General features: G+C 38.5%; 21 protein-coding genes. 16 read left to right on the forward strand and 5 right to left on the reverse strand.

Features of this window, described 5'->3' with window-relative positions; translation table 11 throughout:
- The first annotated feature begins 38 nt into the window (after nt 1–38).
- From parE to AJGP001_RS08225, 8 genes are all read left to right on the forward strand, one after another.
- Nucleotides 39–2,009 carry a DNA topoisomerase IV subunit B gene (parE, locus tag AJGP001_RS08190; RefSeq protein ID WP_078080369.1) on the forward strand — a complete coding sequence of 657 codons (1,971 nt, stop codon included), beginning with the start codon at nt 39–41 and terminating at the stop codon, nt 2,007–2,009.
- Nucleotides 2,006–4,432, forward strand: a complete 2,427-nt coding sequence (parC, locus tag AJGP001_RS08195) for a DNA topoisomerase IV subunit A (RefSeq protein WP_078080370.1) — start codon at nt 2,006–2,008, stop codon at nt 4,430–4,432. Before parE ends, parC begins: the two co-directional genes overlap by 4 nt.
- Before the next feature lie 561 nt (nt 4,433–4,993).
- A complete protein-coding gene (ilvA, locus tag AJGP001_RS08200; RefSeq protein ID WP_058385451.1) occupies nt 4,994–6,283 on the forward strand; it encodes a threonine ammonia-lyase IlvA in 1,290 nt (429 codons plus the stop codon).
- A 130-nt stretch (nt 6,284–6,413) separates the two neighbouring features.
- The gene (locus AJGP001_RS08205) at nt 6,414–6,974 is read left to right on the forward strand and encodes a DNA-3-methyladenine glycosylase I (RefSeq protein ID WP_071154031.1); all 561 of its coding nucleotides are present in this window, start codon (nt 6,414–6,416) and stop codon (nt 6,972–6,974) included.
- Between the two features lie 510 nt (nt 6,975–7,484).
- Nucleotides 7,485–9,416, forward strand: a complete 1,932-nt coding sequence (locus tag AJGP001_RS08210) for a fructose-bisphosphatase class III (RefSeq protein ID WP_071154069.1) — start codon at nt 7,485–7,487, stop codon at nt 9,414–9,416.
- A 228-nt stretch (nt 9,417–9,644) separates the two neighbouring features.
- A complete protein-coding gene (locus AJGP001_RS08215; RefSeq protein ID WP_071154032.1) occupies nt 9,645–11,693 on the forward strand; it encodes a GAF domain-containing sensor histidine kinase in 2,049 nt (682 codons plus the stop codon).
- Nucleotides 11,694–11,896: 203 nt separating this feature from the next.
- Nucleotides 11,897–12,346, forward strand: a complete 450-nt coding sequence (locus tag AJGP001_RS08220) for an NUDIX domain-containing protein (protein WP_078080371.1) — start codon at nt 11,897–11,899, stop codon at nt 12,344–12,346.
- Between the two features lie 61 nt (nt 12,347–12,407).
- Nucleotides 12,408–12,848: an NUDIX hydrolase gene (locus AJGP001_RS08225; protein WP_071154033.1), complete on the forward strand. Its 441-nt coding sequence runs from the start codon at nt 12,408–12,410 to the stop codon at nt 12,846–12,848.
- A 72-nt stretch (nt 12,849–12,920) separates the two neighbouring features.
- Here AJGP001_RS08225 and AJGP001_RS08230 read toward each other — a convergent pair whose 3' ends face one another.
- Nucleotides 12,921–13,214: a DUF305 domain-containing protein gene (locus AJGP001_RS08230; protein WP_342743353.1), complete on the reverse strand. Its 294-nt coding sequence runs from the start codon at nt 13,212–13,214 to the stop codon at nt 12,921–12,923.
- Between the two features lie 341 nt (nt 13,215–13,555).
- On the opposite strand from AJGP001_RS08230, the gene AJGP001_RS08235 reads away from it, so the two are divergent.
- Nucleotides 13,556–14,407 (forward strand): aminoglycoside phosphotransferase family protein, encoded by an 852-nt coding sequence (locus AJGP001_RS08235; RefSeq protein ID WP_071154035.1) that lies wholly within the window; start codon nt 13,556–13,558, stop codon nt 14,405–14,407.
- A gap of 75 nt (nt 14,408–14,482) precedes the next feature.
- Nucleotides 14,483–15,379, forward strand: coding sequence for a DMT family transporter (locus tag AJGP001_RS08240; protein ID WP_078080372.1), 897 nt, complete (start codon nt 14,483–14,485; stop codon nt 15,377–15,379).
- Nucleotides 15,380–15,529: 150 nt separating this feature from the next.
- Here the strand turns inward: AJGP001_RS08240 and AJGP001_RS08245 are convergent, their stop codons facing one another.
- Nucleotides 15,530–16,447, reverse strand: coding sequence for an S-layer homology domain-containing protein (locus AJGP001_RS08245; protein ID WP_071154036.1), 918 nt, complete (start codon nt 16,445–16,447; stop codon nt 15,530–15,532).
- 275 nt (nt 16,448–16,722) lie between these two features.
- Entirely contained in the window at nt 16,723–17,757 is a 1,035-nt protein-coding gene (locus AJGP001_RS08250) for a YeiH family protein (protein WP_071154037.1), read from the reverse strand.
- 105 nt (nt 17,758–17,862) lie between these two features.
- Between AJGP001_RS08250 and AJGP001_RS08255 the strand changes: the two genes are divergently transcribed.
- On the forward strand, nt 17,863–18,768 hold the full coding sequence (locus AJGP001_RS08255) for a LysR family transcriptional regulator (RefSeq protein ID WP_071154038.1): 906 nt from the start codon (nt 17,863–17,865) through the stop codon (nt 18,766–18,768).
- Nucleotides 18,769–18,853: 85 nt separating this feature from the next.
- Here AJGP001_RS08255 and bsh read toward each other — a convergent pair whose 3' ends face one another.
- Entirely contained in the window at nt 18,854–19,828 is a 975-nt protein-coding gene (gene bsh, locus AJGP001_RS08260; protein WP_078080373.1) for a choloylglycine hydrolase, read from the reverse strand.
- A gap of 754 nt (nt 19,829–20,582) precedes the next feature.
- Here bsh and AJGP001_RS17500 point away from each other — a divergent pair.
- The 4 genes from AJGP001_RS17500 (at nt 20,583) to AJGP001_RS08275 (ending at nt 22,879) form a co-directional block, all read left to right on the forward strand.
- Nucleotides 20,583–20,735 (forward strand): hypothetical protein, encoded by a 153-nt coding sequence (locus tag AJGP001_RS17500; RefSeq protein ID WP_156423921.1) that lies wholly within the window; start codon nt 20,583–20,585, stop codon nt 20,733–20,735.
- Between the two features lie 129 nt (nt 20,736–20,864).
- Nucleotides 20,865–21,362 carry a hypothetical protein gene (locus AJGP001_RS08265; protein ID WP_071154039.1) on the forward strand — a complete coding sequence of 166 codons (498 nt, stop codon included), beginning with the start codon at nt 20,865–20,867 and terminating at the stop codon, nt 21,360–21,362.
- Between the two features lie 101 nt (nt 21,363–21,463).
- A complete protein-coding gene (gene lepB / locus AJGP001_RS08270; protein ID WP_071154040.1) occupies nt 21,464–22,030 on the forward strand; it encodes a signal peptidase I in 567 nt (188 codons plus the stop codon).
- A gap of 285 nt (nt 22,031–22,315) precedes the next feature.
- The gene (locus tag AJGP001_RS08275) at nt 22,316–22,879 is read left to right on the forward strand and encodes a GrpB family protein (RefSeq protein ID WP_071154041.1); all 564 of its coding nucleotides are present in this window, start codon (nt 22,316–22,318) and stop codon (nt 22,877–22,879) included.
- Nucleotides 22,880–23,628: 749 nt separating this feature from the next.
- On the opposite strand, the gene AJGP001_RS08280 is transcribed toward AJGP001_RS08275, so the two are convergent.
- Entirely contained in the window at nt 23,629–24,474 is an 846-nt protein-coding gene (locus tag AJGP001_RS08280; RefSeq protein WP_078080374.1) for an MBL fold metallo-hydrolase, read from the reverse strand.
- Nucleotides 24,475–24,870: 396 nt separating this feature from the next.
- On the opposite strand from AJGP001_RS08280, the gene AJGP001_RS08285 reads away from it, so the two are divergent.
- A complete protein-coding gene (locus tag AJGP001_RS08285; protein ID WP_071154042.1) occupies nt 24,871–25,425 on the forward strand; it encodes a recombinase family protein in 555 nt (184 codons plus the stop codon).
- Nucleotides 25,426–25,759: the final 334 nt, after the last annotated feature.

The raw sequence follows: 25,759 nt of genomic DNA on the forward strand, positions 1-25,759 counted from the left end.
GATTAAAAAGCGAACAAATGTTTGTTGGAGGGAATTAGATGGCTAAAATTCAAAATACGGCATACAACGAAGAAGCAATTCAAGTACTCGAAGGCTTAGATGCCGTTCGAAAACGTCCGGGTATGTATATCGGTTCTACAGATACGCGAGGACTACACCATTTGGTCTATGAAATTGTTGACAACTCGGTAGATGAAGCGCTTGCAGGACACGGAGATAAAATTGCCGTTACGATTCACGAAGATAACAGCATCAGTGTGAGGGATTTTGGGCGTGGTATGCCTACCGGTATGCACCGGAGCGGAAAACCTACACCTGAAGTAATTCTGACAGTCTTGCATGCAGGCGGCAAGTTCGGACAAGGTGGCTATAAAACAAGTGGTGGTTTGCATGGTGTTGGCGCATCTGTTGTCAACGCCTTATCCAGTTTTTTAGAAGTGACCATTTACCGTGACGGCAAAAAATATCGTCAGCGCTTTGAAAAGGGTGGCAAGCCTGCCACAACTTTAGAGGAAATTGGTTCGACAAAAGAAACAGGCACAATGATTCATTTCTTGCCAGATGAGTCTATTTTCTCTGTCTCTAAATACAATTATGAAACGCTTTCTGAACGATTGCGTGAGTCTGCTTTCTTATTAAAGGGACTAAAAATCGAGTTAGTCGATCAACGAACACAATCCAAAGACATTTTTCATTACGAAACAGGAATTGAGGCATTTGTCGCTTACCTCAACGAAGAAAAAGATGTGCTGCATCCAGTAGCTTACATCGAAGGTCAGCAGGACGAAATGGAAATCGAATTTTCGTTCCAGTTTAACGATGGCTATTCTGAAACCATCTTATCGTTCGTTAACAACGTCCGGACTCGTGATGGTGGTACGCATGAAACTGGTGCAAAAGCAGCTATGACACGTGTCTTTAATGACTACGCTAGAAAGATTAATTTATTAAAAGACAAAGATAAAAACTTAGAAGGCTCTGATATTCGCGAAGGATTAGCAGCGATTATTTCAGTGCGTATTCCAGAAGCAATGCTACAGTTTGAAGGTCAAACAAAAAGTAAACTAGGGACGAGTGAAGCCCGCAGCATTGTCGATTCAGTCGTTTCACAAAAGTTAATGTACTTTTTGGAAGAAAATGCAGATCTTAGTGCTTCGCTTGTGCGGAAAGCAATTCGTGCGTCTCAAGCTCGTTTGGCAGCTCGAAAAGCACGAGAAGACGCGCGAAACGGCAAAAAACGCAAAAAATCAGATGCATTACTATCTGGCAAATTAACACCTGCCCAATCCCGTAACGCTTCTAAAAATGAACTGTACCTTGTGGAGGGAGACTCTGCCGGTGGTTCTGCAAAACAAGGACGCGACAGAACTTTCCAAGCCATTCTGCCACTGCGCGGTAAGGTTGTAAATACCGAAAAAGCCAAATTGGAAGAAATTATGAAAAACGAAGAGATTTCGACGATTATCCATGCAATTGGTGGGGGTGTTTCTTCCGACTTTTCAATCGATGACATTGCCTACAATAAAGTCATTATCATGACCGATGCTGATACTGATGGCGCGCATATCCAAGTGCTACTTTTGACGTTTTTCTTCCGTTACATGAAGCCATTAATAGAGGCGGGCAAAGTGTTTATCGCCTTGCCGCCGTTATACAAAGTTTCTCGAGGTGTCGGTAAAAAAGAAGTAATCGACTATGCCTGGACGGAAGCCGATCTAGATGCATCGATTAAAAAAGTTGGTAAAGGCTACACCTTGCAGCGCTATAAAGGTTTGGGCGAGATGAACGCAGACCAATTATGGGAAACGACGATGAACCCCGAAACCCGTACACTTATTCGTGTAACGATTGAAGATAGTGCGCGTGCAGAGCGTGGCATTACTACGTTGATGGGGGATAAAGTTGAACCAAGAAGACGATGGATTGAAAACAACGTCGACTTTGGATTAGAAGATGACAGCAACATACTTGAAAATGATTTGATTCACGCTGAGGAGGAAGTTGTATGACACAAACCGAACGATTTCAAGATTTGCCATTAGAAGAAGTAATTGGCGATCGGTTTGGCCGGTATAGTAAATACATTATCCAGGACCGAGCACTTCCAGATGCTCGTGATGGATTAAAACCTGTTCAGCGCCGCATTTTATACGCAATGTATCATGAAGGCAATACCAACGATAAAGCGTTTCGTAAATCGGCCAAAACTGTCGGTAATGTTATAGGTAACTACCATCCACACGGAGACAGCTCTGTTTACGAAGCGATGGTGCGTTTAAGCCAGGACTGGAAAATCCGTCACATGCTCGTTGAAATGCATGGAAATAACGGGTCAATGGACGGTGACTCGCCAGCTGCGATGCGTTATACGGAAGCTCGTTTGTCTGCTATTTCTTCTGAGTTGCTGCGCGACATTGATAAACGCACAGTGGATTTTATCCCAAATTTTGATGATTCGGACATGGAACCAACCGTTTTACCAGCACGTTTTCCGAACCTTTTAGTTAACGGATCGACAGGAATTTCTGCTGGATACGCGACCGATATTCCGCCGCATGCGCTGCATGAAGCTCTTGACGCTGTATTGATGCGCATAGATAATCCGCAAGCGACTGTTGCTGAACTAATGACTGTCATAAAAGGTCCAGATTTTCCAACAGGTGGTATTATCCAAGGAATCGACGGGATTAAAAAAGCTTATGAGACCGGAAAAGGTAAAATTATCGTTCGTTCAAAAGCTCGAATAGAACCGTTAAAAGGTGGCAAGGAACAAATTGTCATTACGGAAATTCCGTTTGAAGTAAATAAAGCGACAATGATTAAAAAAATTGACGATCATCGCTTTGATCGTAAGCTCGAAGGTATTTCGGAAGTGCGCGACGAATCCGACAGAACGGGATTGCGCATTGTAATTGAATTGAAAAAAGATGTACAAGCACAAGGGATTTTGAGCTATCTTTATAAAAACACGGATTTACAAGTCAGCTACAACTTTAACATGGTAGCAATCTACAAGCGTCGTCCAACGATGATGACTTTGCAGACTATGTTAGATGCTTATATTGAACACCAGAAAGAAGTTATTACGAAACGTTCTGAATTTGATTTGCAAAAAGCTAGTGATCGCATGCACATTGTCGAAGGCTTGATGAAAGCTCTGTCGATTCTTGATAAAGTTATTAAAACCATCCGTTCTTCAACAGACAAGCGCGATGCCAAAAATAATTTAATTGCGTCTTATGATTTTTCAGAGGCACAAGCGGAAGCGATTGTTTCTTTGCAACTATACCGATTGACCAATACCGATATTACCGACCTGCAAAAAGAAGAAAGCGATTTAAAAAAACTGATTGCTGAACTAACGGGAATCTTAACTAGTTCAACTAAATTAAAAAATATTATCAAAAAAGAATTGGCCAGTATTCGAAAGCAATTTGCAGAGCCGCGTCGTTCGGTTATTGAAGATAAAATCGAAGAGATTACCATTACACGTGAAATCATGATTCCGAGCGAAGAAGTGGTGGTAACTGTTACTAGAGAAGGGTATGTAAAACGTACGAGTACACGTTCACACGCCGCTTCGAATGGCAAAGATTTTGCAATGAAAGAGTCAGATCGATTGCTATTTGAAGGCAATCTGAATACACAGCATACGATTCTAATTTTTACTACAGCAGGTAACTTTGTTTTCCAGCCAATTAACGAGTTGCCTGATATCAAATGGAAAGACTTGGGCCAACATTTATCAAGTATTATTCAACTAGAGGCGAATGAATCTATACTTGCTGTTTACCCATTTGAGAATTTTGAAACAGATGGCAGTATTTTAACTGTCTCAAAAATGGGTCAAGTCAAACGGTCAGCATTGAAAGATTATCAGATTCAACGGTATTCAAGAACGGTTAAAACCATGAATCTTAAATCTGGTGATTCTATGATTTATGCAGCATTGGTTACAAAAGAAACTGAATTATTTATTGGTACGAAACAAGCTTACGGTGTTCGTTTCCCATTAGACGAAGTGCCACTTACTGGACTTCGAACAGGGGGCGTTAAAGGCATCAGCTTGAAAGATGATGACGAAGCTGTATCTGCTGTTCTAATCGATCCAGAAGTTAAACAGGAACTTGTCCTCATTACTCATCGTGGTTCAGCGAAGAAAATGAAGCTACAGGAGTTTGAAAGTGGCAGTCGTGCGAAGCGTGGCGTAGTTATGCTACGTGAACTAAAGTCGAACCCTCATCGTGTAGTTGCCGTTATTGGTGCAACAGGAAAAGAGGGAATTATTTTAGAAACTAACAAAGGCATTCGAATTCCGCTGGTCGCTAACGCATTGAAAAATGTGGATCGGTATTCAAATGGTTCATTTATAGCTGATGAAGCAACAGATGGCGAAGTAACTACAGCTTATCGAGTAGCAGTAAAAGAATAAATTGGAACCCCTCTTGTAAATAGCAAGAGGGGTTTTCTATTCATCAGCTTAACTGCATGCTAAGTCCAACTAAACTAAATAACAGCTTATAAGTTTGGATTATTCAGCTATTCTACTTGCTGTAGGAGCAACTTCAATCTTACTGTCACTGAAACCAATCTTTTGAATAGCGGGATTCGAAATGAATATAATAACGGATATTCATCATTCAATCTTTTTATTTATACTTGCATTAACGAATAATATGTATTGTTGCAAGCAATTGAATAATTAGAAGAACGACTTCTGGGATCGATTGATGAAATGATATGAATAATATTTATCTTTAATAATAGTTGATGAATAATTTTTTTAGAAGATGTTCAACTGTCTGATGATGCATGCAGTCGGCAATTATTAAGGATGTTAAATAAATAGAATCCAATGTCAAGAGACGCATAAACTTGTAGAAGCTATATATTCATCCGTTAACTTTTTGTTTAATTGTCGCAATTTTCTCTCCAATTTGACGCTTCGATGTGGTAGAGTAGTGAGATAAATTAAAAAAAGAGGGTGACAACTATGACTAAGAGCAACATCAAAGAGCTTGAGAGAGAAGTGACGTTAACAAAAGTATCGGTAGAAGAAATTATGGTAGCCAACCAGGCGCTCAAAGATGTTGTCATCAAGACACCTTTGCAAAAAAACGAATTGCTGTCTGCACGGTATGAATGCAATGTGTATTTAAAACGAGAAGATCTTCAAATTGTTCGTTCATTTAAGTTGCGCGGTGCTTACAATTTTATCCGTAGTCTAAATGCTTCTGAACGTGCTAAAGGCGTTGTTTGTGCCAGTGCGGGCAACCATGCACAAGGTGTTGCATATTCGTGCTTTGCCCTTGGCATCGAAGGGAAAATCTTTATGCCTTTAACAACACCACGCCAAAAAATTTCTCAAGTAAAACGTTTTGGCGGTGACCAAGTATCGGTTGAATTGGTAGGAGATACGTTTGATGACTCGTTCACAGCAGCAATGGCATATTGTAACGCTGAAGAAAAAATATTTGTCCATCCCTTTAATGACAACCGAATCATTGCCGGACAAGGAACCGTTGCGGTGGAAATTTTAAATGATATGCAAGAATCAATCGACTACATGTTTTGTGCAATTGGCGGAGGGGGATTAGCTTCAGGGGTTGGTTCTTATTTAAAAGGCATTAGCCCAAAAACAAAACTGATCGGTGTCGAACCCGAAGGTGCTCCGGGTATGAAAACATCTATAACTCACGGTAAAGTCACGCGTCTTGATACAATTGACACGTTTGTTGACGGTGCAGCAGTTAAACAAGTAGGCGATCTATCTATGGCTATCTGTTCAGAAGTTTTAGATGATATTGTATTGATTCCAGAAGGCAAAGTTTGTACAACGATTTTACAGCTATATAACGAAAATGCAATTGTCGCGGAACCCGCAGGCGCTTTGTCCGTGGCCGCTCTTGACTTTTATAAAGAAGAGATCAAAGGAAAAAACATTGTCTGCGTCATTAGTGGAGGCAATAACGACATCGAGCGGATGCAAGAAATTAAAGAAAAGTCCTTGATTTATGAAGGTTTGAAACATTATTTCATCGTCACTTTCCCGCAACGGGCAGGTGCGCTACGTAAATTTATGGGTGAGGTACTGGGCGATACCGACGACATCACGCATTTTGAATACACAAAACGAACAAATCGTGAACAAGGTCCGGTTTTAGTGGGCATTGAATTGAAATGCCAAGAGGACTATGAGCCACTTGTTAAACGTATGGCAGAAAACGGCTTTCCTTATAAAGACATTAACAATGATTCCTTATTATTTAACTTGTTAATTTAAGTACACTACATAAAAGGACGCCTGCCCTAGTAGATGGGCAAGTGTCCTTTTATGTGTTTTGGATAGAGGAATGTCCCAACTAGTAACTGTGCGAGAATACTAAAGTTCACGAAAAGAATGGAGGGAGAAAATGGGGAATCGGTGTTTGTGGGCGCAGCGTAACGCACTTATGCAGGACTATCATGATAAAGAATGGTGCAGAGTGAGCTCAGATGATCGGTACATTTTTGAGATGCTGGTACTTGAAGGTGCACAGGCAGGATTGTCGTGGAATATCGTTTTATCAAAGAGAGACGCTTATCGCGAAGCGTTTCACCAATTTGACGTCGCGTATTGTGCGGAGCTAACGGACGAAGAGTTGTCTTTTATAAAAGAAAACTTTGCGGTGATCAAGCATGGGTCCAAACTTCAATCAGTACGAACTAATGCACTAGCCATTTTAGATCTCTCTAGAGAATGGGGTAGTTTTGCAGCATTTCTTTGGAGTTTTACAGATGGCAAGTCAATCGACAATAAGTGGGATACCGATGCGCAGATTCCTGCGCAGTCGGCTTTGTCTGTAAAGCTCAGTAAAGAATTAAAAAAACGGGGCTTTAAATTTGTAGGACCGGTAACGACTTATTCTTTTATGCAAGCTATCGGCATGGTCAATGATCATATTAAAAGTTGCGACTACCGGATGCGGAGTTAATGAAACACAACAAAAAACAGAGAAGTCGCACCATGCTTCTCTGTTTTTTTGTCATTTCACAAGGAATTTTTAGATAAATGAAGAATAGAGGTAGATAAGGGTGTTAGCATGACTGTAACAGAATATGCGAAGTTGTTAATCTCTTTCAGAAAGCTATTAAAACTAGTATAAAATAGTGAAATCAGACGAATTTAAAACAAAAAATTGAGTAGGACAAAAGAATTCCTATTGATTTTTGGCAAAAATTCCAAAGGTTTTTTTATCACCTAGAGATTGCGGTGTTTCTGGGGTAAACTGAGGTATAAGACACAACTCTTTTTGAACAAGATTTAGTGAGCTGTATGGTAAACCTTAAAGTCAAATTAAATACACACAGTCTAGCTGCATTGCAAAGTAGTTAGTTATTCTTTTCGAACTGGTCGATGCCCGAATTACTAGGGGGCATTTTAATGGTTCTCATCAGCACAATAGCTAAACGATAAAAAATAGACAAGGAGAGGATGCATGGTGTTGAACTTAAAATATTTGGATTTGTTAGCGCAAAAATACGATTGCGAAGAAAAAGTGGCTACCGAAATCATTAACCTCGAATCAATCTTAGATTTGCCAAAAGGAACAGAGCATTTCGTTAGCGATTTGCACGGAGAGTTTCAGGCATTTCAACATGTATTACGCAATGGTTCCGGAAACGTAAAAGTAAAAATAAAGGATTTATTTAAAAATGAACTGAGTGAAGAAGAACTAAACGAATTTGCGACTTTGGTTTTCTACCCTGAAGAAAAATTACAGTTGATTAAAAGCCATTTTAGCAGTAAAGCAGAATTGCAGGAATGGTACATAGAAGTTATCGAGCGGCTATTAAAATTGATTTCTTATGCTTCTTCCAAATACACACGCTCAAAACTGCGTAAAGCTTTGCCAAAACAATTTGTCTATATTATAGAAGAACTGCTATATAAGACTGACGAGTTTAAGAACAAAAAGGATTATTACGCCAAAATGGTGACACAAATCATTTCCTTAGGACAGGCAGACAAGCTAATTATTGGCTTGGCTTATACGACACAACGTTTAGTGGTCGACCATCTTCATGTAGTGGGTGATATTTACGACCGAGGTTCGGATCCGCATAAGATTGTGGATACACTTATTGATTACCATTCCGTTGACATTCAGTGGGGAAATCATGACGTACTTTGGATTGGAGCATTTGCTGGATCGAAAGTGTGCTTAGCGAATATTTTACGGATATGTGCGCGTTATAATAACCTAGATATTATTGAAGACGTGTATGGCATCAACTTGAGGCCGTTGTTGAATTTAGCGGAGAAATACTATGAAGACAATGTAGCTTTTCGCCCAAAAAGAATTTCAGATGAAAAAATGACAGAGCAAGAACAGTTGCAAATCACTAAAATCCATCAGGCCATTTCAATTATCCAATTCAAGCTGGAAAGCCCAATTATCAAAAGAAGAGCTTGTTTCGATATGACGGATCGCTTAGTGCTTGAAAAAGTTGATTATGAAAAAAATACGGCAACGATTCATGGAAACACGTATTCATTAGATGGGACGTGTTTTACGACCATTAATCCGGAACAGCCAGACGAATTGCTTGAAGAAGAAAGCCAAGTTATGGACAAATTACTTTTTTCAGTTCAACATTCAGAAAAACTAGCAAGACACATGAAATTTTTGATGAAAAAAGGGAGTCTTTATTTAAAGTATAATGGTAATTTATTGATTCATGGTTGTATTCCATTAGATGAAGACGGCAATATGGAGAAAATGGAGATCGAAGGGAAATCCTATGCTGGACGAGAACTGCTAGATGTCTTTGAACGTTACCTCCGTTACTCTTTTGCTCATCCGGAAGAAACTGATGACTTTGCGACAGATATGGTTTGGTATTTGTGGACCGGAGAGTATTCGTCACTCTTTGGGAAACGAGAAATGACTACATTTGAACGTTACTTTATCAAAGACAAAGAAACGCACAAAGAGCGCAAAAATCCTTATTATTATTTGCGGGAAGACGAGGAAATTTGTCGCAAAATATTGACGGAGTTTGATATGAATCCGGATTATGGACGTATTATTAATGGCCATACGCCTGTTAAAGAGCGAGATGGAGAAAACCCAATCAAAGCGAACGGCAAAATGCTGGTTATCGATGGAGGGTTTTCGAAAGCTTACCAATCGACTACAGGGATAGCCGGATATACGTTGCTTTACAACTCCTATGGCATGCAATTGGTCGCTCATCAATTGTTCAATTCAAAAGAAGAAGTTTTGCAAAACGGTACAGATGTACTATCAGCTAAGCGCTTAGTTGATGAAGAGTTAGAGCGTAAAAAAGTTAGAGAAACCAATATTGGAAATGGTTTGATGCAAGAAATTTTTAATTTAAACAGTTTGAGGGAATACCGCTACATGAAGTAACGACCGAGCAAAATAAAAAAGGAAGAGATTTAGCTAAAACGCTGTCTCTTCCTTTTTTAAATGTTTGACTAGAAAAATCAATTTTGTAGCAAAAACATCAGAAATTGTTAGCCGGCGCAATATTTTTTATGATAAGCTACAGAAATAATAGACGAATGAAATAGAGAAGTTTATCCAATGCAACTGGTATTCTTTACTTCATCAAGATTAAGAGTGGAGCGAATAGCCATGTTAAAAGAACAAAATAGATATTCCAGACTAGCAGAACTAACGAGAATTGTTAATACAAAGCTTGAATTGAGTGATATGTTGCAACATGTTTCGGTAGCCATATCAGAAGAAATTGTGCAATGTGACTCGATTGGTATATATTTACCTGATAGTGATGGAGTATTTAGCGCCGTAGCTGGGAAACCGCAATTCATCAACGGACAGTCTCTCACTTCACAGAAAATCAATTTTATCACAGATCGATTTTCGCATGATATCGCAACTAAAAAGCAAGTTATTTACATTCCGGATACATCAGTAGATCCACGTCCAGATCCTGCAGCGATCGCCGCGTTTAACATTCATTCGCTGCTCGGTCTTCCCATTATTTATGAGCAAAATTTATTCGGACTGGTTTTTTTGTTTGATCGTGGAAAGCCGATGAATTTAACAGAATTGCAAATACAAAGTGTGGAAGCATACGTCAATATGGCAGCTGTTGCAGTTCAAAATGCCAACAATTTAAAACAAAAAGAGCAGCTGCTTGCTGAGAAACAATTGTTACTAGATGCTAACCGTGATCTTTCTAGATGTTCAACTGTGAAAGAAAGTTTGGACACTTGTTTTTATTATTTAGAAAAGGCTGTGAAGTGCAAAAATGTTGCAGTTTACTTAAGAAATCCCAATGATATGGAGACTATTTGTTTCAAAGAAATGAGCAAAAAATCCGAATGGACAGAATCCGAATGGGAAAATATACTAGACGAAATTCAGCCTCATGACGGCAAAGCAACAATTATTGAAGGAATATTCGCTCAAAAGAATACCAAATTTATTCCGAGTGAAGACAACTGTCAATTACTTCTCATTCCACTTATTTCCAAAGGCGACGTTTTTGGCGTTGTCATGATCGCTTGCTTACTGGAAAATCTTCAATCAGATGAGAGATCGCAGGTCTATCTAGCACAGTCTATTATTGATACGACAGCACTTACTTATTCGAATTTAACTTATATGGATCAGTTAGAACTTCGTGTCCAAAGACGAACTAAAGAATTGGCAAATGCCAACGACAAAGTCACCAGTGTAATTGAAAGTATTATGGATGGTTTTTTTGCGCTAAACAAAGACTGGGAATTTATATACATCAATCAATACCAAGAACTGCCGATAGGAAAAACGGCTGAAAATGTACTAGGCAAGAAATTATGGTCTATTTTTCCAGATGATTTCAATAAGATTTTGTACAAAGAATTTTCTCAAGCCATGGTTAATAGAGAGCCCGTACATTTTGAAATTTCATCTACAGAAGACGGCTATTGCTACGATTTAGTTGCCTACCCTTTTGATGACGGCATTTGTTGTTTATGTAAAAATACTACAGAGAAAAAGAATTATGAGAACGAACTAAAGCGTTTATCCAATTTGGAATTGATCGGGCAGATGGCTGCAGGAATAAGCCATGAAATTCGAAATCCAATGACGACTGTTCGAGGATTTCTGCAATTACTTACCGACAACAATGAATTACAGAAATTCAATCCTTATTTTGATTTAATGATCGATGAATTGGACCGTGCCAACGCAATCATTTCGGAGTTTTTATCGATGGGAAATACCCGATCGTCAGATTTGGAGATGCAAAATTTAAATGACATCATCTACGACATCTCTCCGTTATTAAAGATTGATACGTTTAATCAAAACAAATTTATCGAATTTGAGACATTGGAAATTCCCAAATTATTATTAAACCGAGATGAAATTCGTCAATTATTAATTAATTTATGTCGAAATGGTTTAGAGGCGATGAAGCCAGAAAAGCTGCTGTCTATTCGAACGTATATAGAAGACGGAAAAAAGGTCGTACTTGAAATAGAAGATCAAGGTACCGGCATGGACAAGGAAGTCATGCAAAAAATCGGCACACCCTTTTATACAACAAAAGATAACGGAACAGGTTTAGGATTGGGTATTTCGTACGCAATCGCGGCACGTCATAAGGCGAAAATTGAAGTAGAATCTAGCGAGCAAGGAACCATTTTCTACGTTAAATTCCAATTTTGAAACTTAGTATTCTTGCTATAGCTTGTCGCAATAAAAGGAATAGAGCTGGCGATTTGTGTGGTCTGTTCCTTTTGTTGGAAGTTGTAATCTGCGATTGAAAGACAGAATAAACAGAAGGTAGAGAAACCAGTCTTATGGAAATTTGAGATTTAGTTGATGGAGCAAGAAAACCACTTGGCAAGAAACATGTCCGCCGTGAACTCGTGGAGCAAGATGAATATCATATTGTCGTTGAAATTTTAACACTCAATAAAGACGGAAAACTATTAGTTACTCAAAGAGATGAGGCAAAAACGTATCCATTGCTATGGGAATTTACAGGTGGATCTATTACGACTGGAGAAACCAGTCGAATCGGAGCAGTTCGTGAACTGGAAGAAGAAACAGGCATATTCGCTGACCCAAGCAAGTTGCATCACATTAGCAGCATGAAGAAACATCCTTATTATTTAGATAGCTATGTATGGAAAAGTCCAAATCTGCTCAACCTGACAGACTTAAAATTACAAGCAGGTGAGGTGTGTGGTGCTAAATTTGCAACGTTAGCAGAGTGGGAAGAAATGAACAGTCAACAATTAGTTATTCCGACCGTATGGGAGCGATATAAACGTCATCGTTGGTCAATAGAAAAAATAGCTGGAGATGAATTGTAACGAGTTACTTTGGCTAAGTAAACTTATTCAGATTCTATCTAAATTTAAGGAGTGAAGTTACATGGTTCTACGTAATGAAGATGAGACACCAGCTTTCTTACCTCCGAGTCATATCTTGTCTGCGGCAGCAATTGTTCTAAATGACGAAGGCGAGATATTACTGATAAAAGGACCACGTAGAGGATGGGAAATGCCAGGCGGACAAGTAGAAGAAAGAGAATCGCTTGAAATGGCTGCGATTCGAGAAGTAAAAGAAGAAACGGGTATTGATATTGAAATCCAGAAATTTTGCGGTGTGTTTCAAAATGTGGAAAATTCAATTTGCAATATGCTTTTTTTAGCAAAACCTGTCGGTGGTCAAGCAACAACATCTGCTGAAAGTCTACTAGTAGGTTTTTATCCAATTGCCGAAGCTTTGGCAATGGTTACTTGGGGAAACTTTAGAGAAAGAATTGAGTATTGTTTAGATGATCGTAAACAGCCATTTGTTATTGCCTTTTAATAAAGAACTAGCAATAGAAAAAAGCCAAGAGCATCCAATCTGCTCTTGGCTTTTCTGGTTAATTGACTTTGATCATTCTTCGTCTTCAAGATCTTTAATCAGCTTTTTCATTTCGGCAATTTCTTTACGTTGTGCTTCGATAATTGAGTCTGCCAGTTCACGAACACGAGGATCTGAAATGTTGGCGCGTTCACTCGTCAAGTTAACATCTTCTACAAGTAGTTGGCTACGGACGAGCCATAGCGAAAGCGCGAATATAACTGCACTTCCTCCGAGAATCACGGTATTGGTTTTTTTGTTTTTGTACATTGGCCACATGAACAGCAGCATGACAATCACCATCACCGAGGCCATGATCAAGGCCATATAAACGCGAGTCTCACTGTAGAAAATAGGGTCAAGTTGAAAAACATTCAAGAACATTAACTAATACATCAAAAAAGTTGAAGTCAAAATCATTATACCGAATTTCGCATAAGCATTCACAAATAATTCTCCACCTTCTCTCGTGAGTCTGCTAACAAGCTGAACTTAGTATGTGTATACTTTCGTTTACTCAGAATAAGCTCCATAAAAAATACACAATTGGCTAATTATCTAACCGAGTAAGCAAGTTACTGATTCAGATTAATTTAACTAGTATAAATTTTCAATGTGAATAATGGTATGCTTATTCTACTGATCTGATTTAAACGGAGGAGCAATAAATGGATATAACAACAATTCTTACCCAACTGAATGGAGACAAACTGGATTGGACGTGCACAGCTTTGAGTGGTGGAACAAGGAGTGAGGTTTATCTGCTTACTAAAGAAAATGACAAAGCTCATGTCCTCAAAATAAATAAAGCCGAAACAACTCAAGCAGAAGTAGATTTTTTGTCTACTTATCAGTCCATTCCCTTACTACCAGATTTCACGCTTGTCGATCCCGGTTTTCAGTTCATGGTCTATACACATATTCCTGGTGCGATTGCTACATCCTTTAACAGTAGTAAAAATAAACTAATGCAACATCTGGTTTCGGGTTTACTCAATCACTATCAGCCTACTTCCACACACGAACAGTGGGGCTGGCAAGGGGCAACTGTGAGCACGTGGGAACAATTTTTAACAGCAGAAGTAGAAGCAGCAAAAGAAATGTTGGCGCCTTGTTTTAAAAGAGCAGGCCTACATATAGAAGCTCCGGTACCAACAAAGCGAGAACAAGCGAACTTGCAGCCAATTCCGTATTTGCTTCACGGTGATTGTGGATTTCATAACTTTTTAGTCAGTGAAGAACAATTAACAGGTATTATCGATCCAACCCCGATTTTCGGCTGGCCACATTATGATTTAATTTACGCTTTCTTTTCTTCACCGTATGATTTAACAAAAGAGGGATTTGATGCGGCAGCTGCCAGGTTAACTGTTAACACATCTAATACGAAGCAGCTCTATGAAGAAGTACGAATAGGGTTGTATCAACGGTTAGCTATTTGTTTAAAGCATCATCCAGCTGATTGGCTAGCTTATTTGGAAGTTTGGGATTACTGGACTGCAATCGTCGATAACCATTAGCAAACACTGAAGTAAACTAGTCTTTAACAAAAATAAACAAGAAACAACGCACCCTTAAAAAAGGAGAGTGGCACATTGAAAGACAAATTACTGTTCTCTTTTTTAGTCATTCTGACCACGGGTTTAATGGGTTCTTCCTTTGTAGTGGCTAAAATTGGCTTACTCTATATATCCCCCTTGTTATTAGCAGGCATCCGGTTTACGATTGCAGGTAGTATCATGATGTTGTTTGTCAGATTGTTTAAAAGAAATCACCCTCAAACTGTAACTACGTGGGGAAAAATCATCATTATCGGTGCCGTTCAAACTGCTGGCGTCATGGGTGCTATTTTTCTAAGCTTGCGAACCATCACTTCCGGCGAATCGGCTATTTTAACTTTTATGAATCCTTTGCTCGTGGTATTAATCGGTACACTCGCACTGGGTATGCGTTACCGAGTCATTCAATGGTTAGGCGTGCTTGTTGGCTTTTTGGGTGTTTTTGTGACAATGGGAAGTCATTTAGATCTTCAAATCGGTACCTTATTTGGATTTTCAAGCGCTGTTTTTTGGTCAGTCGGCACACTGTTGATTAAGAAATGGGGAGGCTCCATTGATATGTGGGTCTTGACCGCTTACCAGATGTTATTCGGAGGTATTATTTTACTGGTTGGCTCCTTTTTCTTGGAAGTCTCTTACCTTGTCATCAACCCGACATCTATTTCCATTTTATTGTGGCTCTCTATTCCAGCTTCAATTGTTCAATTTACTATTTGGTTTTATTTATTGCAAAAAGGAGATTCTGGAAAAGTGAGTGCTTTTCTCTTTTTAGCTCCTTTTTTTGGCATTGTATCCGGATGGTTCGTGTTAGGAGAAGATGTTGGATTGCCGCTTTTTATTGGGGGGAGTTTGATTTTTGCAGGGATTTTTCTTGTGAACTGGCCAGAAAAGCGAAGAGCCGTGAAAGTGCCCGTTACAAAAAATCTAGAATAATGATCGTATAAGAAAGGTCAATATATTGTAAGAGGCACAATTTAACGATGCCATTACGCGAAAGTCTCTAACTGACTAATTGAATACATATGAAAAACCCCTTGAAGGAGTTCACTTACGAGTGATTCCATTCAAGGGGTTTTATAAAGCTTATTTCAATTTGAAGTTAAATGGTGACTCGAAACTAATATCAAAATCACTCACAACAAAGTGACCCGCTTTTCCAGTTAAGTTTTGCTTCGTATGTCCAATGGTCAACACCAAACGATCCGTAGATAATTTGAACGAAGTTGGTTCTACAGGTACTTCAGTTCCATCTTCGAGAATCACCATAAATTCCAAGAAGTCAGCTATTTCAGTAGCTGTGTAATCAGCCAATGCTGGTTCTGTTAACGTGACCGTAGTAGAAGTCACTGTAGTCACTTTAACATCAGCAACCTCTGGATAATATAACCAATCTGTAGTTGTTTCGATTGTTTTATAAAGCAAGTTTGCAAATTCTCCACGAGTAATTTGTGTATGTGTTCCATAAGTTGATGGTGTTTTACCGGCAGTAATTTGTGCGCCATACAATGACTCGATGTAAGGCTTAAATACGCCGCCTACATCAGAAAATGGTGTTTGCTGTTGGTATTCTTCTAATTCAAATGCTAAAGATAAAAACTTTGCCATCGCGCCTCGGCTTAACGGGGCTCCAGGTTGAAATTCAGTTGGAGTTACTCCAGATACAATTCCTACTTCTGCAAGAGCATTTACAGAGGCACGTACACGAGTATTCAGATCTTTAAATCCTGCATCTTTTGGATTTTCAATAGTTGAAAACAACGTATTTGCGAGGATAACAGCAGCGTCTCCGCGCGTCAAAGGATCATTGGTACCAAATTTCGTTGGGCTTTTTCCGTTAATAAGTTCTACCGCATATAAGAAATCTACTGCTTTTGCGTAGCGGTCTCCGACATCAGTAAAAGAATGTGAAGAAGTAGTTGATGCAGCTGATGCGGGTGAAGCAAGAGCGACGACAGCAAGTACGACAGCTGTAGTTGTGTATAAGAATTTTTTAATGTTCAATGATATATCCCCAATCTCAATATAATAAATGCAAATTACTAATTAATGATAAAATCAGATGCCCTTTCCGTTCAAATTATCAAACTGAAATTATTATAGCTTTATTACCTCTCTTTTGTATAGTAATTTTTTCAAAAAAACACGAATTATTAGTGAAAAATTGTTGTCTAAATTAAAAACTATTCAAGACAATGTAAAATACTCAATTTAGAAAGAACTAGTTCAAAAAAATCCCCTAAAGTTATTCCATAGAATAACTTTAGGGGATAGAAATATCAAACGATAAAATACGTAAGAATCGACAGCAAAATTGACGTAATAGTCATGGCGGCGAGCGGCAGTAATGCACGTTCTCGCAAATCTCGCAAACTGACGTTCAAGCCGAGCCCGACCATTGCAGCCGTCAATAACCAGGTTGTCAATGTCGATACAAAGTCACGCAATGCATCGGGGAAAGGAATAACGGGACCAAAGACATAACTTCCTAAAATGCTCAACAAGATAAAGCCAAGCAAGAACCATGGAAATTCAATCTTTGCAGTTGTTTCTTCACCTTTGTTTTTGCGTTTCATCATAAAAATAAAGATAAAGCAAAGAGGGACAAGTAAAAAGACGCGCCCTAGTTTTCCAAGTAAAGCCATAGCTAATCCGTCTTCTCCAGCTGGCGCACCTGCTAATGCAACATGGGCGATTTCATGCAGGCTTATGCCGACCCACATGCCATATTCAATGTCGTCAAGCGGTAAAAAAGGACGAATAACTGTATAAGAAATCGCGAATACTGTCCCCATTAACGCAATAATTCCAACCCCAATAGCTGTATCTTCGTCTTTTGCTTTAATAATTGGTGCAATCGCTGCAATCGCAGCTGCTCCGCACACGCCGGTACCAACACCAAGCAATAACGAAATGGTCTTATCGGCTTTAAAGCGTTTCGCTAGCCATACCGTCATTAAAATAGCGAAAGTAATAACACCAAGATCACGCACTAAAAGCCAAAGTCCATCACTTAAAACTGTATCAATGTTTAATTTTAGTCCGTATAAGATAATGGCAACACGCAATAAACGTTTGGACGAAAATGTGATACCTGAACGAATGGCATTCGGATAACCAAAAATCTGACGGTAGAAAACCGCAATGATAATCGCGCAGGCTAACTGACCAATTTGATCAAATCCAGGTACTTGTGCTAACAGATATCCGAGAAAAGCAATTAAAAATGTGAATGCCACGCCGCCTAACCAAGCAGTTTTAGGGGATGACGAATTCAAGTTGAAACGATTTAATTTTTGATAATAAGCAGACATGATAAAACCTCCTGTAGTAAGTATAGAAAAGCACTATACATTAGTAAAATAAATAAGTAGAATAGTGATAATAAGTAAAACTGTATGTAAGAGTGGAGGATAGAGATGGATCAACGATTGGAAGTATTTCTCAAGGTAGTTGAAAAGAAAAATTTTTCCAAAGCAGCCGAAGCGTTGCATATGACACAACCTGCCGTTAGTCAGTATATCCGGTCATTAGAAGAATTGACAGGGGTCAAGTTGTTAGAACGAACCAATAAATACGTCAGGTTAAACAAAGCAGGCGAAATTGTTTATCATCATGCTATTGAAATCAAAGAACTTTATACAAAAATGAATCACCTTCTTGAAGACTTGACTCATAAAGCCAGCGGGTCGATTGCGATCGGGGCTAGTTATACATTTGGAGAATACTTATTACCACGCATTATTGCAGAAGCAAAAGAACAATACCCAGACATTAAACCAACTGTGACGATTGGCAACACAACAACGATTGCAGCACTTGTACTCAGTCATCAGTTAGATGTGGGGATAGTAGAAGGTCATTTTAAAGAGGTGCCAGAATTGAAAACCGAACCATTTGCAGAAGATCGAATGGTAGTCGTTGCTTGTGCAGATCATGTGCTAACGCGCCAACAGAAGTCAATTACCATGCCAGACTTAATAGAAGAAACATGGATTTTAAGAGAACTTGGCTCGGGTACGAGAGAAGCAGCTGAAAATGTCTTCAAGCAATTTTCAATGTCTCCACAATCCATTATGCATTTCAGTAGTACACAGCCAATCAAAGCAATGATTGAAGCTGGTATGGGCATCAGTTTACTATCCGAGTGGGCGATTCAAAAAGAGCTGCGTTATGGCGATTTAAAAATCTTAAACATTAAAGAAATGCCGTATACCAGAGACTTTTCAATTGTCACGAGATCACCTTTTCAAACAAAAGCACTTTCTGCTTTTCTTGATTTATTGAGAAGACACAGAGGATTGAACGATTTCAAAATTCGTTAGAGAGAGTCGTGATTTAATAGCAAAGATAGCTGTAAGTAAAAAAATGATTCTGCAGCTAATCGCAGAATCATTTTTGTTACTTAAATTAATTGATAATATTGATTTGCTCTTTATTGACGAGTGGATACGCAGTCAATTGAGCACCATCCAAATCTTCGTTGTTCATTTGTACGGCCGTAATTTGGCTATTTTCATAAGTTGTGTAATAATAAATTCCTTTATCCACATTGCAACAAGAAGAATAAATCGTGTATTCAAATTTTCCTTCGTCTGCTTCGCACAACCCTTTTGCATAGGCGACCGATTTTAAGAGATGAAAAAATTGACCGACGCTTTCTGCTTCTGAATCACCCGCTACCGAATTTGATTTCGCAAAAGCCGCTCGGACAAAGCGAGAAGGTGACGATAAGTCTCCCGGAAGCCCAAGTCCTCCCATGCCAAGGCTGTGTATACCCAGCTCTAGTTGTGAGGAAAACGTATTTGCAGGTGTAGTTGTAGAGAGATGGCGGTAGTTTGTTAAATTCAGCAAGTGATAATCAAAAGGCGGGTTGTTTGTCAGCACGCCCACTGGGTTGTCGTAAATCTGTAATCCTTCCGCTACCGATTCCACAACAATGGACTGGGTTTGATCTGCAATGATCCAATGGAGCGGCGACAGCGGTAAGTCCTCACTAAAATTAATGTTCACAAGGTTCAAGTTTGCTAATAGCTTTTTTGCATCTGTAATCGATGCGCATTGCCCAAGAATCCACGGGATAAACTCAAATGGAGACACATTGTCTTTGCCTTCTACTGCTGAAAAGAAATACGCATTGTCCGGAAAGTTTAACCCCGCCATGCTCAACCCTTTTTCATTCGTAGCATCAAAATACAAAGGATAGTTGTCCACTACAACCGCCATCCCAATCAAAGCGTAATGATGTGGTACAGCCTTCACTTTTCTAAATTCAAATGGGAAATGTCTAGGTGTGATCGTGACCGATTCACCATACGATAAATTCAAATCCAAGTTACGCCCAAAATAATGATCTTTCGTTGAATACGTTAGGGATGTGCACATAGCCATGACCTCCTCGTCGTTAAAGTTCAATTTTACACGGTTCGTTTTAGTTAGTCCAAAATAAAAGTGATTCATACAATTATAGAAAAAACGTGTTTTCATCCATTCTATCTTAAACAAATCAGACCGCAAAAGTAGCTGTAAACATGCGAACGTTCATAACGGATTTCGATATGTTTACGAATGGTTTAATTTCCAAAATTAGCTAGCTATCTTCTTGTGGTATATGTATATTTGAAGTAACAATTAATGGATTCCCAGTTTTCAAATGAAAATTTTGTTAGCGACCTACGCTTAGAACCAATCCTTTTTATTGCTAAAGACTTTCAAGTCGTCCAAGTTGATATTGAACATCGTCTTTTATAAAAAAGGGAAGCCATCAGTTTCCTAGTAGTTTATCCTACTGGTTCATTTTAACTATAAAATTTGGGTGCAATAAACCATCCTATTATATAGCTGAGTCTTTTGATTGAAGAACATATAATAGCGCAAGCCATTAAATGCAACAGATGTTTAGAAAAGTTACATCTAAACCTATGATATCGGGCCCATTAGCAACTTAAAGCCCGAGAATCATGAACAGGATGTTTTGTTTTGGTTATCGGATGTAATGGGTCCAGCTTTTTGGCAAGAAGATCGAGATGCGAAAAATAATACGCGTTGAAAGCGATTGAGAACGATGGAAACAAAATGTAGCTGAAGATGAAGTAAGTTACATTCAAAATCCGAAGAATAAATCGAGGAGGTGAACTTTATGAATTACAATGCTTTTTTGTTTGCTGGAGTCGCAGGTATATTGACTTTAATTCTTATCGTTTCGAATATGCCTCTGAGCGCCCTTATAATTACTAATATGTTATTAGCTTTAATTGCTGGTCAATTAACTGGTAAAAACTACAGGGAATAATAAGATTAATGTTCTTTAAAATTCTCCATTGCTAAAAAGCTATACTTTATGCTCACTAGACTGAGAGCTTTACATGTAACCAATAGATTGTACTGTACGTCTAAAGTTGAGATAAGGAGGAGGATGAAGATGAAATCCAAATTATTATTTTTAAGCATGCTAATGATTGTTGTATTAGCTGGTTGCTCTCAAGAAAAGGAAGCAACAGAAAACGAAAAAAACATGAGTGATTCTGTGGGAAATGTAAAATATACTGAAAAAAAACCTCCTCAATTAAAAATAGAAGTGAATGAAGAGGAGTTTTCTGCTGCTTTAGGTGGTTATGCCTGGAGTTACTTTGATCAAGAAGAAAATTCTATGGTTGAGATAGAGGCAGAAGCTATCGGTGTTTCTGAATTAGTTGGTGATCGAAACGGGCCAATCGTAAATACAAGTACATCCATTGAACTTCAGTTTGAGGAAGAACCAATCTCTTACCAGGTTAATATTTGGGATTCTACAGATAATCTAAAAGGTTCTTTCAAAGATGTAGTGCTGGATGGACAAAGTGGGAAAACAATCTATGAAGTTGTCGCCACTTGGGAACGAGGAACAGGATATTATGTTTTCCCTTTAACTATTAAATAGGCACTCTCACCATTAATTCATGTTATTGTTTATTTTTTGAATGTAATTTATTAGTAAATAAGTTACATTCAGATTTAGTATAGTAAGGGGGAAAGTAAACCGTGGATCAGACAAAAAAAGAGAAAAATGAACTTTGGGAGTGGGGAAAAGCGCTCTTTGTTGCTTTAGCAGTCGCTGGACTCATTCGTTTTTTCTTATTCGCCCCAGTTGTTGTCGATGGAGAATCAATGATGCCGACACTTGAAAATGAGGATCGAATGTTGGTGAACAAAATTGGTTATTTCATCGGAGAACCTGAAAGATCCGATATTGTGGTGTTTCATGCGACAAAAGACAAAGATTATATTAAACGAGTAATTGGCGTTCCGGGAGATTATGTAGCCTACGAGAATGATCAGCTGTACATAAATGGGGAAGCTCAAGCTGAACCGTATTTATCTTCTCTTAAGGAGCAATATAACTTGGGAAGTGGAACGCTAACAGAAGATTTTACACTTGCAGGACTTACAGAACTGGACAAGATTCCTAAAGGTTATGTCTTCGTTTTAGGCGATAATCGTCGAAATAGCACCGATAGTCGAATTATTGGTCTCGTGCCGATAACGAATATAATCGGTAGCACTAATTACGTCTTTTGGCCATTGAATGAAATGGGCTTTGTGGAATAATATACTCTAGAAACGAATATGCCTATTCTTCGTTTTGTTTACTCAAAATAAATTCAAACTGTCTTAGCCGTTTAGAATTTAAATGGCTTTTTTTTGCCATGAAATTCTTATACATGAACGAAGAAGGATAAAGACCAAACTTTTAGTGCTTTCCATCTTTCTCTCAATGGGTGCACTTTTAAGAAACATTTTGTTTTTGAAGATACAAACCACCATTTCTTGATGACATTTGAGAGAATTCATGGTTATGAAAAATTTGTGAATTAGCGAAAGTAGGGTGAAGTTTTGAGAGAAGTTATAGTTTTGCCATATGATAAACAGTGGGTATCCTTATTTGTCAAAGAGGCAACTAAGTTAAAGGAAATTTTAGGCGAAGAGATTGTTTCGATTCATCATTTTGGCAGTACATCCATTCCAGAATTACAAGCTAAGCCGGTCATAGACATATTAGCTATAGTCAAAGAAATCACTTTAGTAGATACCTATACTAATCAATTACAAGGCTTAGGATACGAAGGAAAAGGCGAAAATGGAATTCCAGGACGCAGGTATTTTCAAAAAGGCGGAGATGAACGGACGCATCATCTCCATATTTATCAAATCGGAAGTCTTGAAATTGAAAGACATTTAGCATTTCGTGACTATCTTCGCACTCATTCGATTGCTAGGAAAGAATATGGAGAATTAAAAAGCCGTTTGAGCCAGAAGTTTCCGTACGACATCGAATCCTATATCCAGGGAAAAGAGCAACTGGCTTTAAAAATTCAAAAAGAAGCTTTAGAATGGGATTCAAAAAAGCCAACAACAAGCCTAAAAGAAGAAGAATGGAAGATTTTATTCAAGAGTTAGCAAAAAGAATAAAAGAGACGGATAAAAATTATTATCTGAATATCCGGTCATGGTGCTGCAGAGAAAAAGACGTTTGCCAATAGGCTTATAAACCTGTTGGATAAAAGCAAAATCAAATATGTAAACACAGACACATACATGATAGGTTCAAAGATCCGTAATCATTCAAGAATCGATTATACCTATCAAAACGAAAATCGTCGATATAAGATGACAGCTTGTCATCCCTCCGCGCACCCGTTAATACCCTTAGAAAGAGATGTTCAGATGATTCGTAATGGGATGGATTTCTACACAATTGTTTGGCTTTGTACGGTTTGACGAAAGTGAATTTTGTTTAGAACTGGCAAAAAGCTCTATCCAAATGAAAACGGATTTAAAAGTACAGAAGCTTGCCACTGAAAATAATCTGGCATTACTAGTAAGATAGGCCCGAAATTGTCATGTGAACGCATCGAGTTTATTGCTGTTTTATTTCACCGTGGCATTTTGCGAAAAACTCTTCTGTGTAGATGAGTTAAAAAATGGTGCTGCTGGAGGAAAAGAAAGATATACTGCATAGATGCCATATGATGCAGATGCGTTATTCTTCTTAACGGACCAGTCTTTACTGGAGCGGCACTTCAAGTTCCCGTTAAAACCTTCCATTGTTGACAAAGGGAGATAGCAATTTTCTAATTAGTCTAAAGTTGAAGATAGAGAAGGCCACCTTAGTTCAAATGAGGTGACTTCCATGTTCGCTAATATTTTTACGAATTTATGATTTGGTCATTCACAAATGCTTGAATAAAAAACAGCTCATTATCATTAGGCTCTCTTTTATTTTCTGCTACAAAGTTTTCTTTAGCATCTTCTAATGACCTTGATTTTACAGCTTGATTTACTGCCGTTAACTCTTGCCAATAGAGATTCATTTCATCCGAATCACAAATAGACTCGTGACCAAGAAGAGACATTTTTGCATCAAATTTCTGAATGTCTTCAATCATTGGCAACAATAAAGCTTGTTTGAAGTGGAACAAAGAATTTGTGGTTGTCCCATATGCACAATCACCTAGAAAAATAACTTTCTCATCAGGAACATACACGATTGTTGAATCGTCTGCATGCGTACTTTTGACTTGTTTAAGCAGACAGACCTTATTTCCTAAATCAATCGTTAACGTCTTTTCAAAGATGATATCTGGAGAGTTCAACTTGAAATCATTCCTGTTTGGGATGTCGTCTTTTATAATCTCCGCACACTTCACATTCATTAGATCTTGGCTCACATACTTTTGGAGCGAGCTGTCATCATACGAAAAGCTTTGCCATTCTTTCATTAATTCGTTTGTTTGGCTATTAACTATTACCGATGCATCAAACTCATTCATACCTAGGAAATGATCCCAATGCGCATGTGTAATGACGACATATTTAACTGGTGGTACATTTAGTTTCTGAATTTCTAATAAAAACTCTTTGGCGTGTTGTGTGGAGTTACCAGCGTCTATGATTAAGCTATGTTTTTCACCACATACCAATCCTAAAGCTGGACGTTCTCGATCATCTTGATTTGATAAATAATAAATGGACTCACTTAATTTATTTAACATTGTATATCTCTCTCCTCTATACTAGATCTAGATCTTAATTCGATGAAAGAGAAAATCCATATATGTATTTTAAAAACTAATAAAACATTTTAAGATTCTCTCCGATTATTTTCTCACCATTGGATTGTACCTCCTATGTAATGTGTGGAAAATTGTACCATATTACGAATACTTAAAGTTTTATTTATTGATTATTCTTAATTCTTTTGATTGTTATCTGTAATCTATCTTCCAAAACTCGGTCCTTTTCTGAACACGACACTCGTCGGTTTAAAAAGGATCTTTTTCATGCGTTTCATGTTATAAAACACTGTACAGTATTCTATGTACATTAAGCACTTCGTTTTTATCTTATGGTACAATAAATTCAACGAAAAAGAAGAGAAGAGGGATCGAGTGCTCATTGGATATGCGCGTGTGTCTACAGGATTACAAAATTTGGATCTACAGATGGATGCGTTAACTGCTTATGGTTGTGATAAAACATTCCATGACAAAATGAGTGGAACGAAAAAGCAACGGCCCGGTTTAGAAGAAGCCATCTCGTATGCTCATGAAGGAGATACGATTGTCGTTTGGCGATTGGATCGCTTGGGACGAAATATGCAGGACTTGATTCAACTGGTAAATGCCTTAAATGAACGGGGTGTCGCCTTCCATAGTTTGCAGGAAAACTTGACGATGGATAAACGCAACGCAACAGGACAATTGATGTTCCATTTGTTTGCGGCATTCGCTGAATTTGAACGAAACTTGATTGAGGAGCGTTCAGCTGCAGGACGAACTGCTGCCCGGGCGAGAGGACGGCTAGGTGGACGGCCAGAAAAATTCGGACCAAAAGATATTGAGATGATGCGTTCCCTGATTCAAGGGGGGACCCCCATCAAAGATGTGGCTGAAAGATGGGGCATTTCTCGTACCACTATTTATCGTTACTTAGAAAAACAATAACCTTAACAAAGTACGGATTGTAAGAAAATCAAGCATGTAAAAAAACTCCGCTAACCGAAGTTAGCGGAGTTACTTGTTTAGGGAGCTATTACCCGGACGGCGTATCCGGGATCTCTGATAACTCATCGTGAGCGCATGGGGAACCTTTCCCACCTTAATAGCTTAACTTTATTAGTATAAGGCTCAAAAAGTATTCGACCCACCGTGGTCCGCATGATGAAAAGGCGTGATGGGTTCTGTTCTTCCCAGTGTAACATGAGTTTCTTCTATTATATAGTTCCCAACTGCAGCGGCCGGAATGATTGGTATCACTATAGCATGAACATAGTCCGGT

It is taken from the genome of Planococcus faecalis, from assembly GCF_002009235.1.
In the GTDB taxonomy this organism is placed as follows: domain Bacteria; phylum Bacillota; class Bacilli; order Bacillales_A; family Planococcaceae; genus Planococcus; species Planococcus kocurii.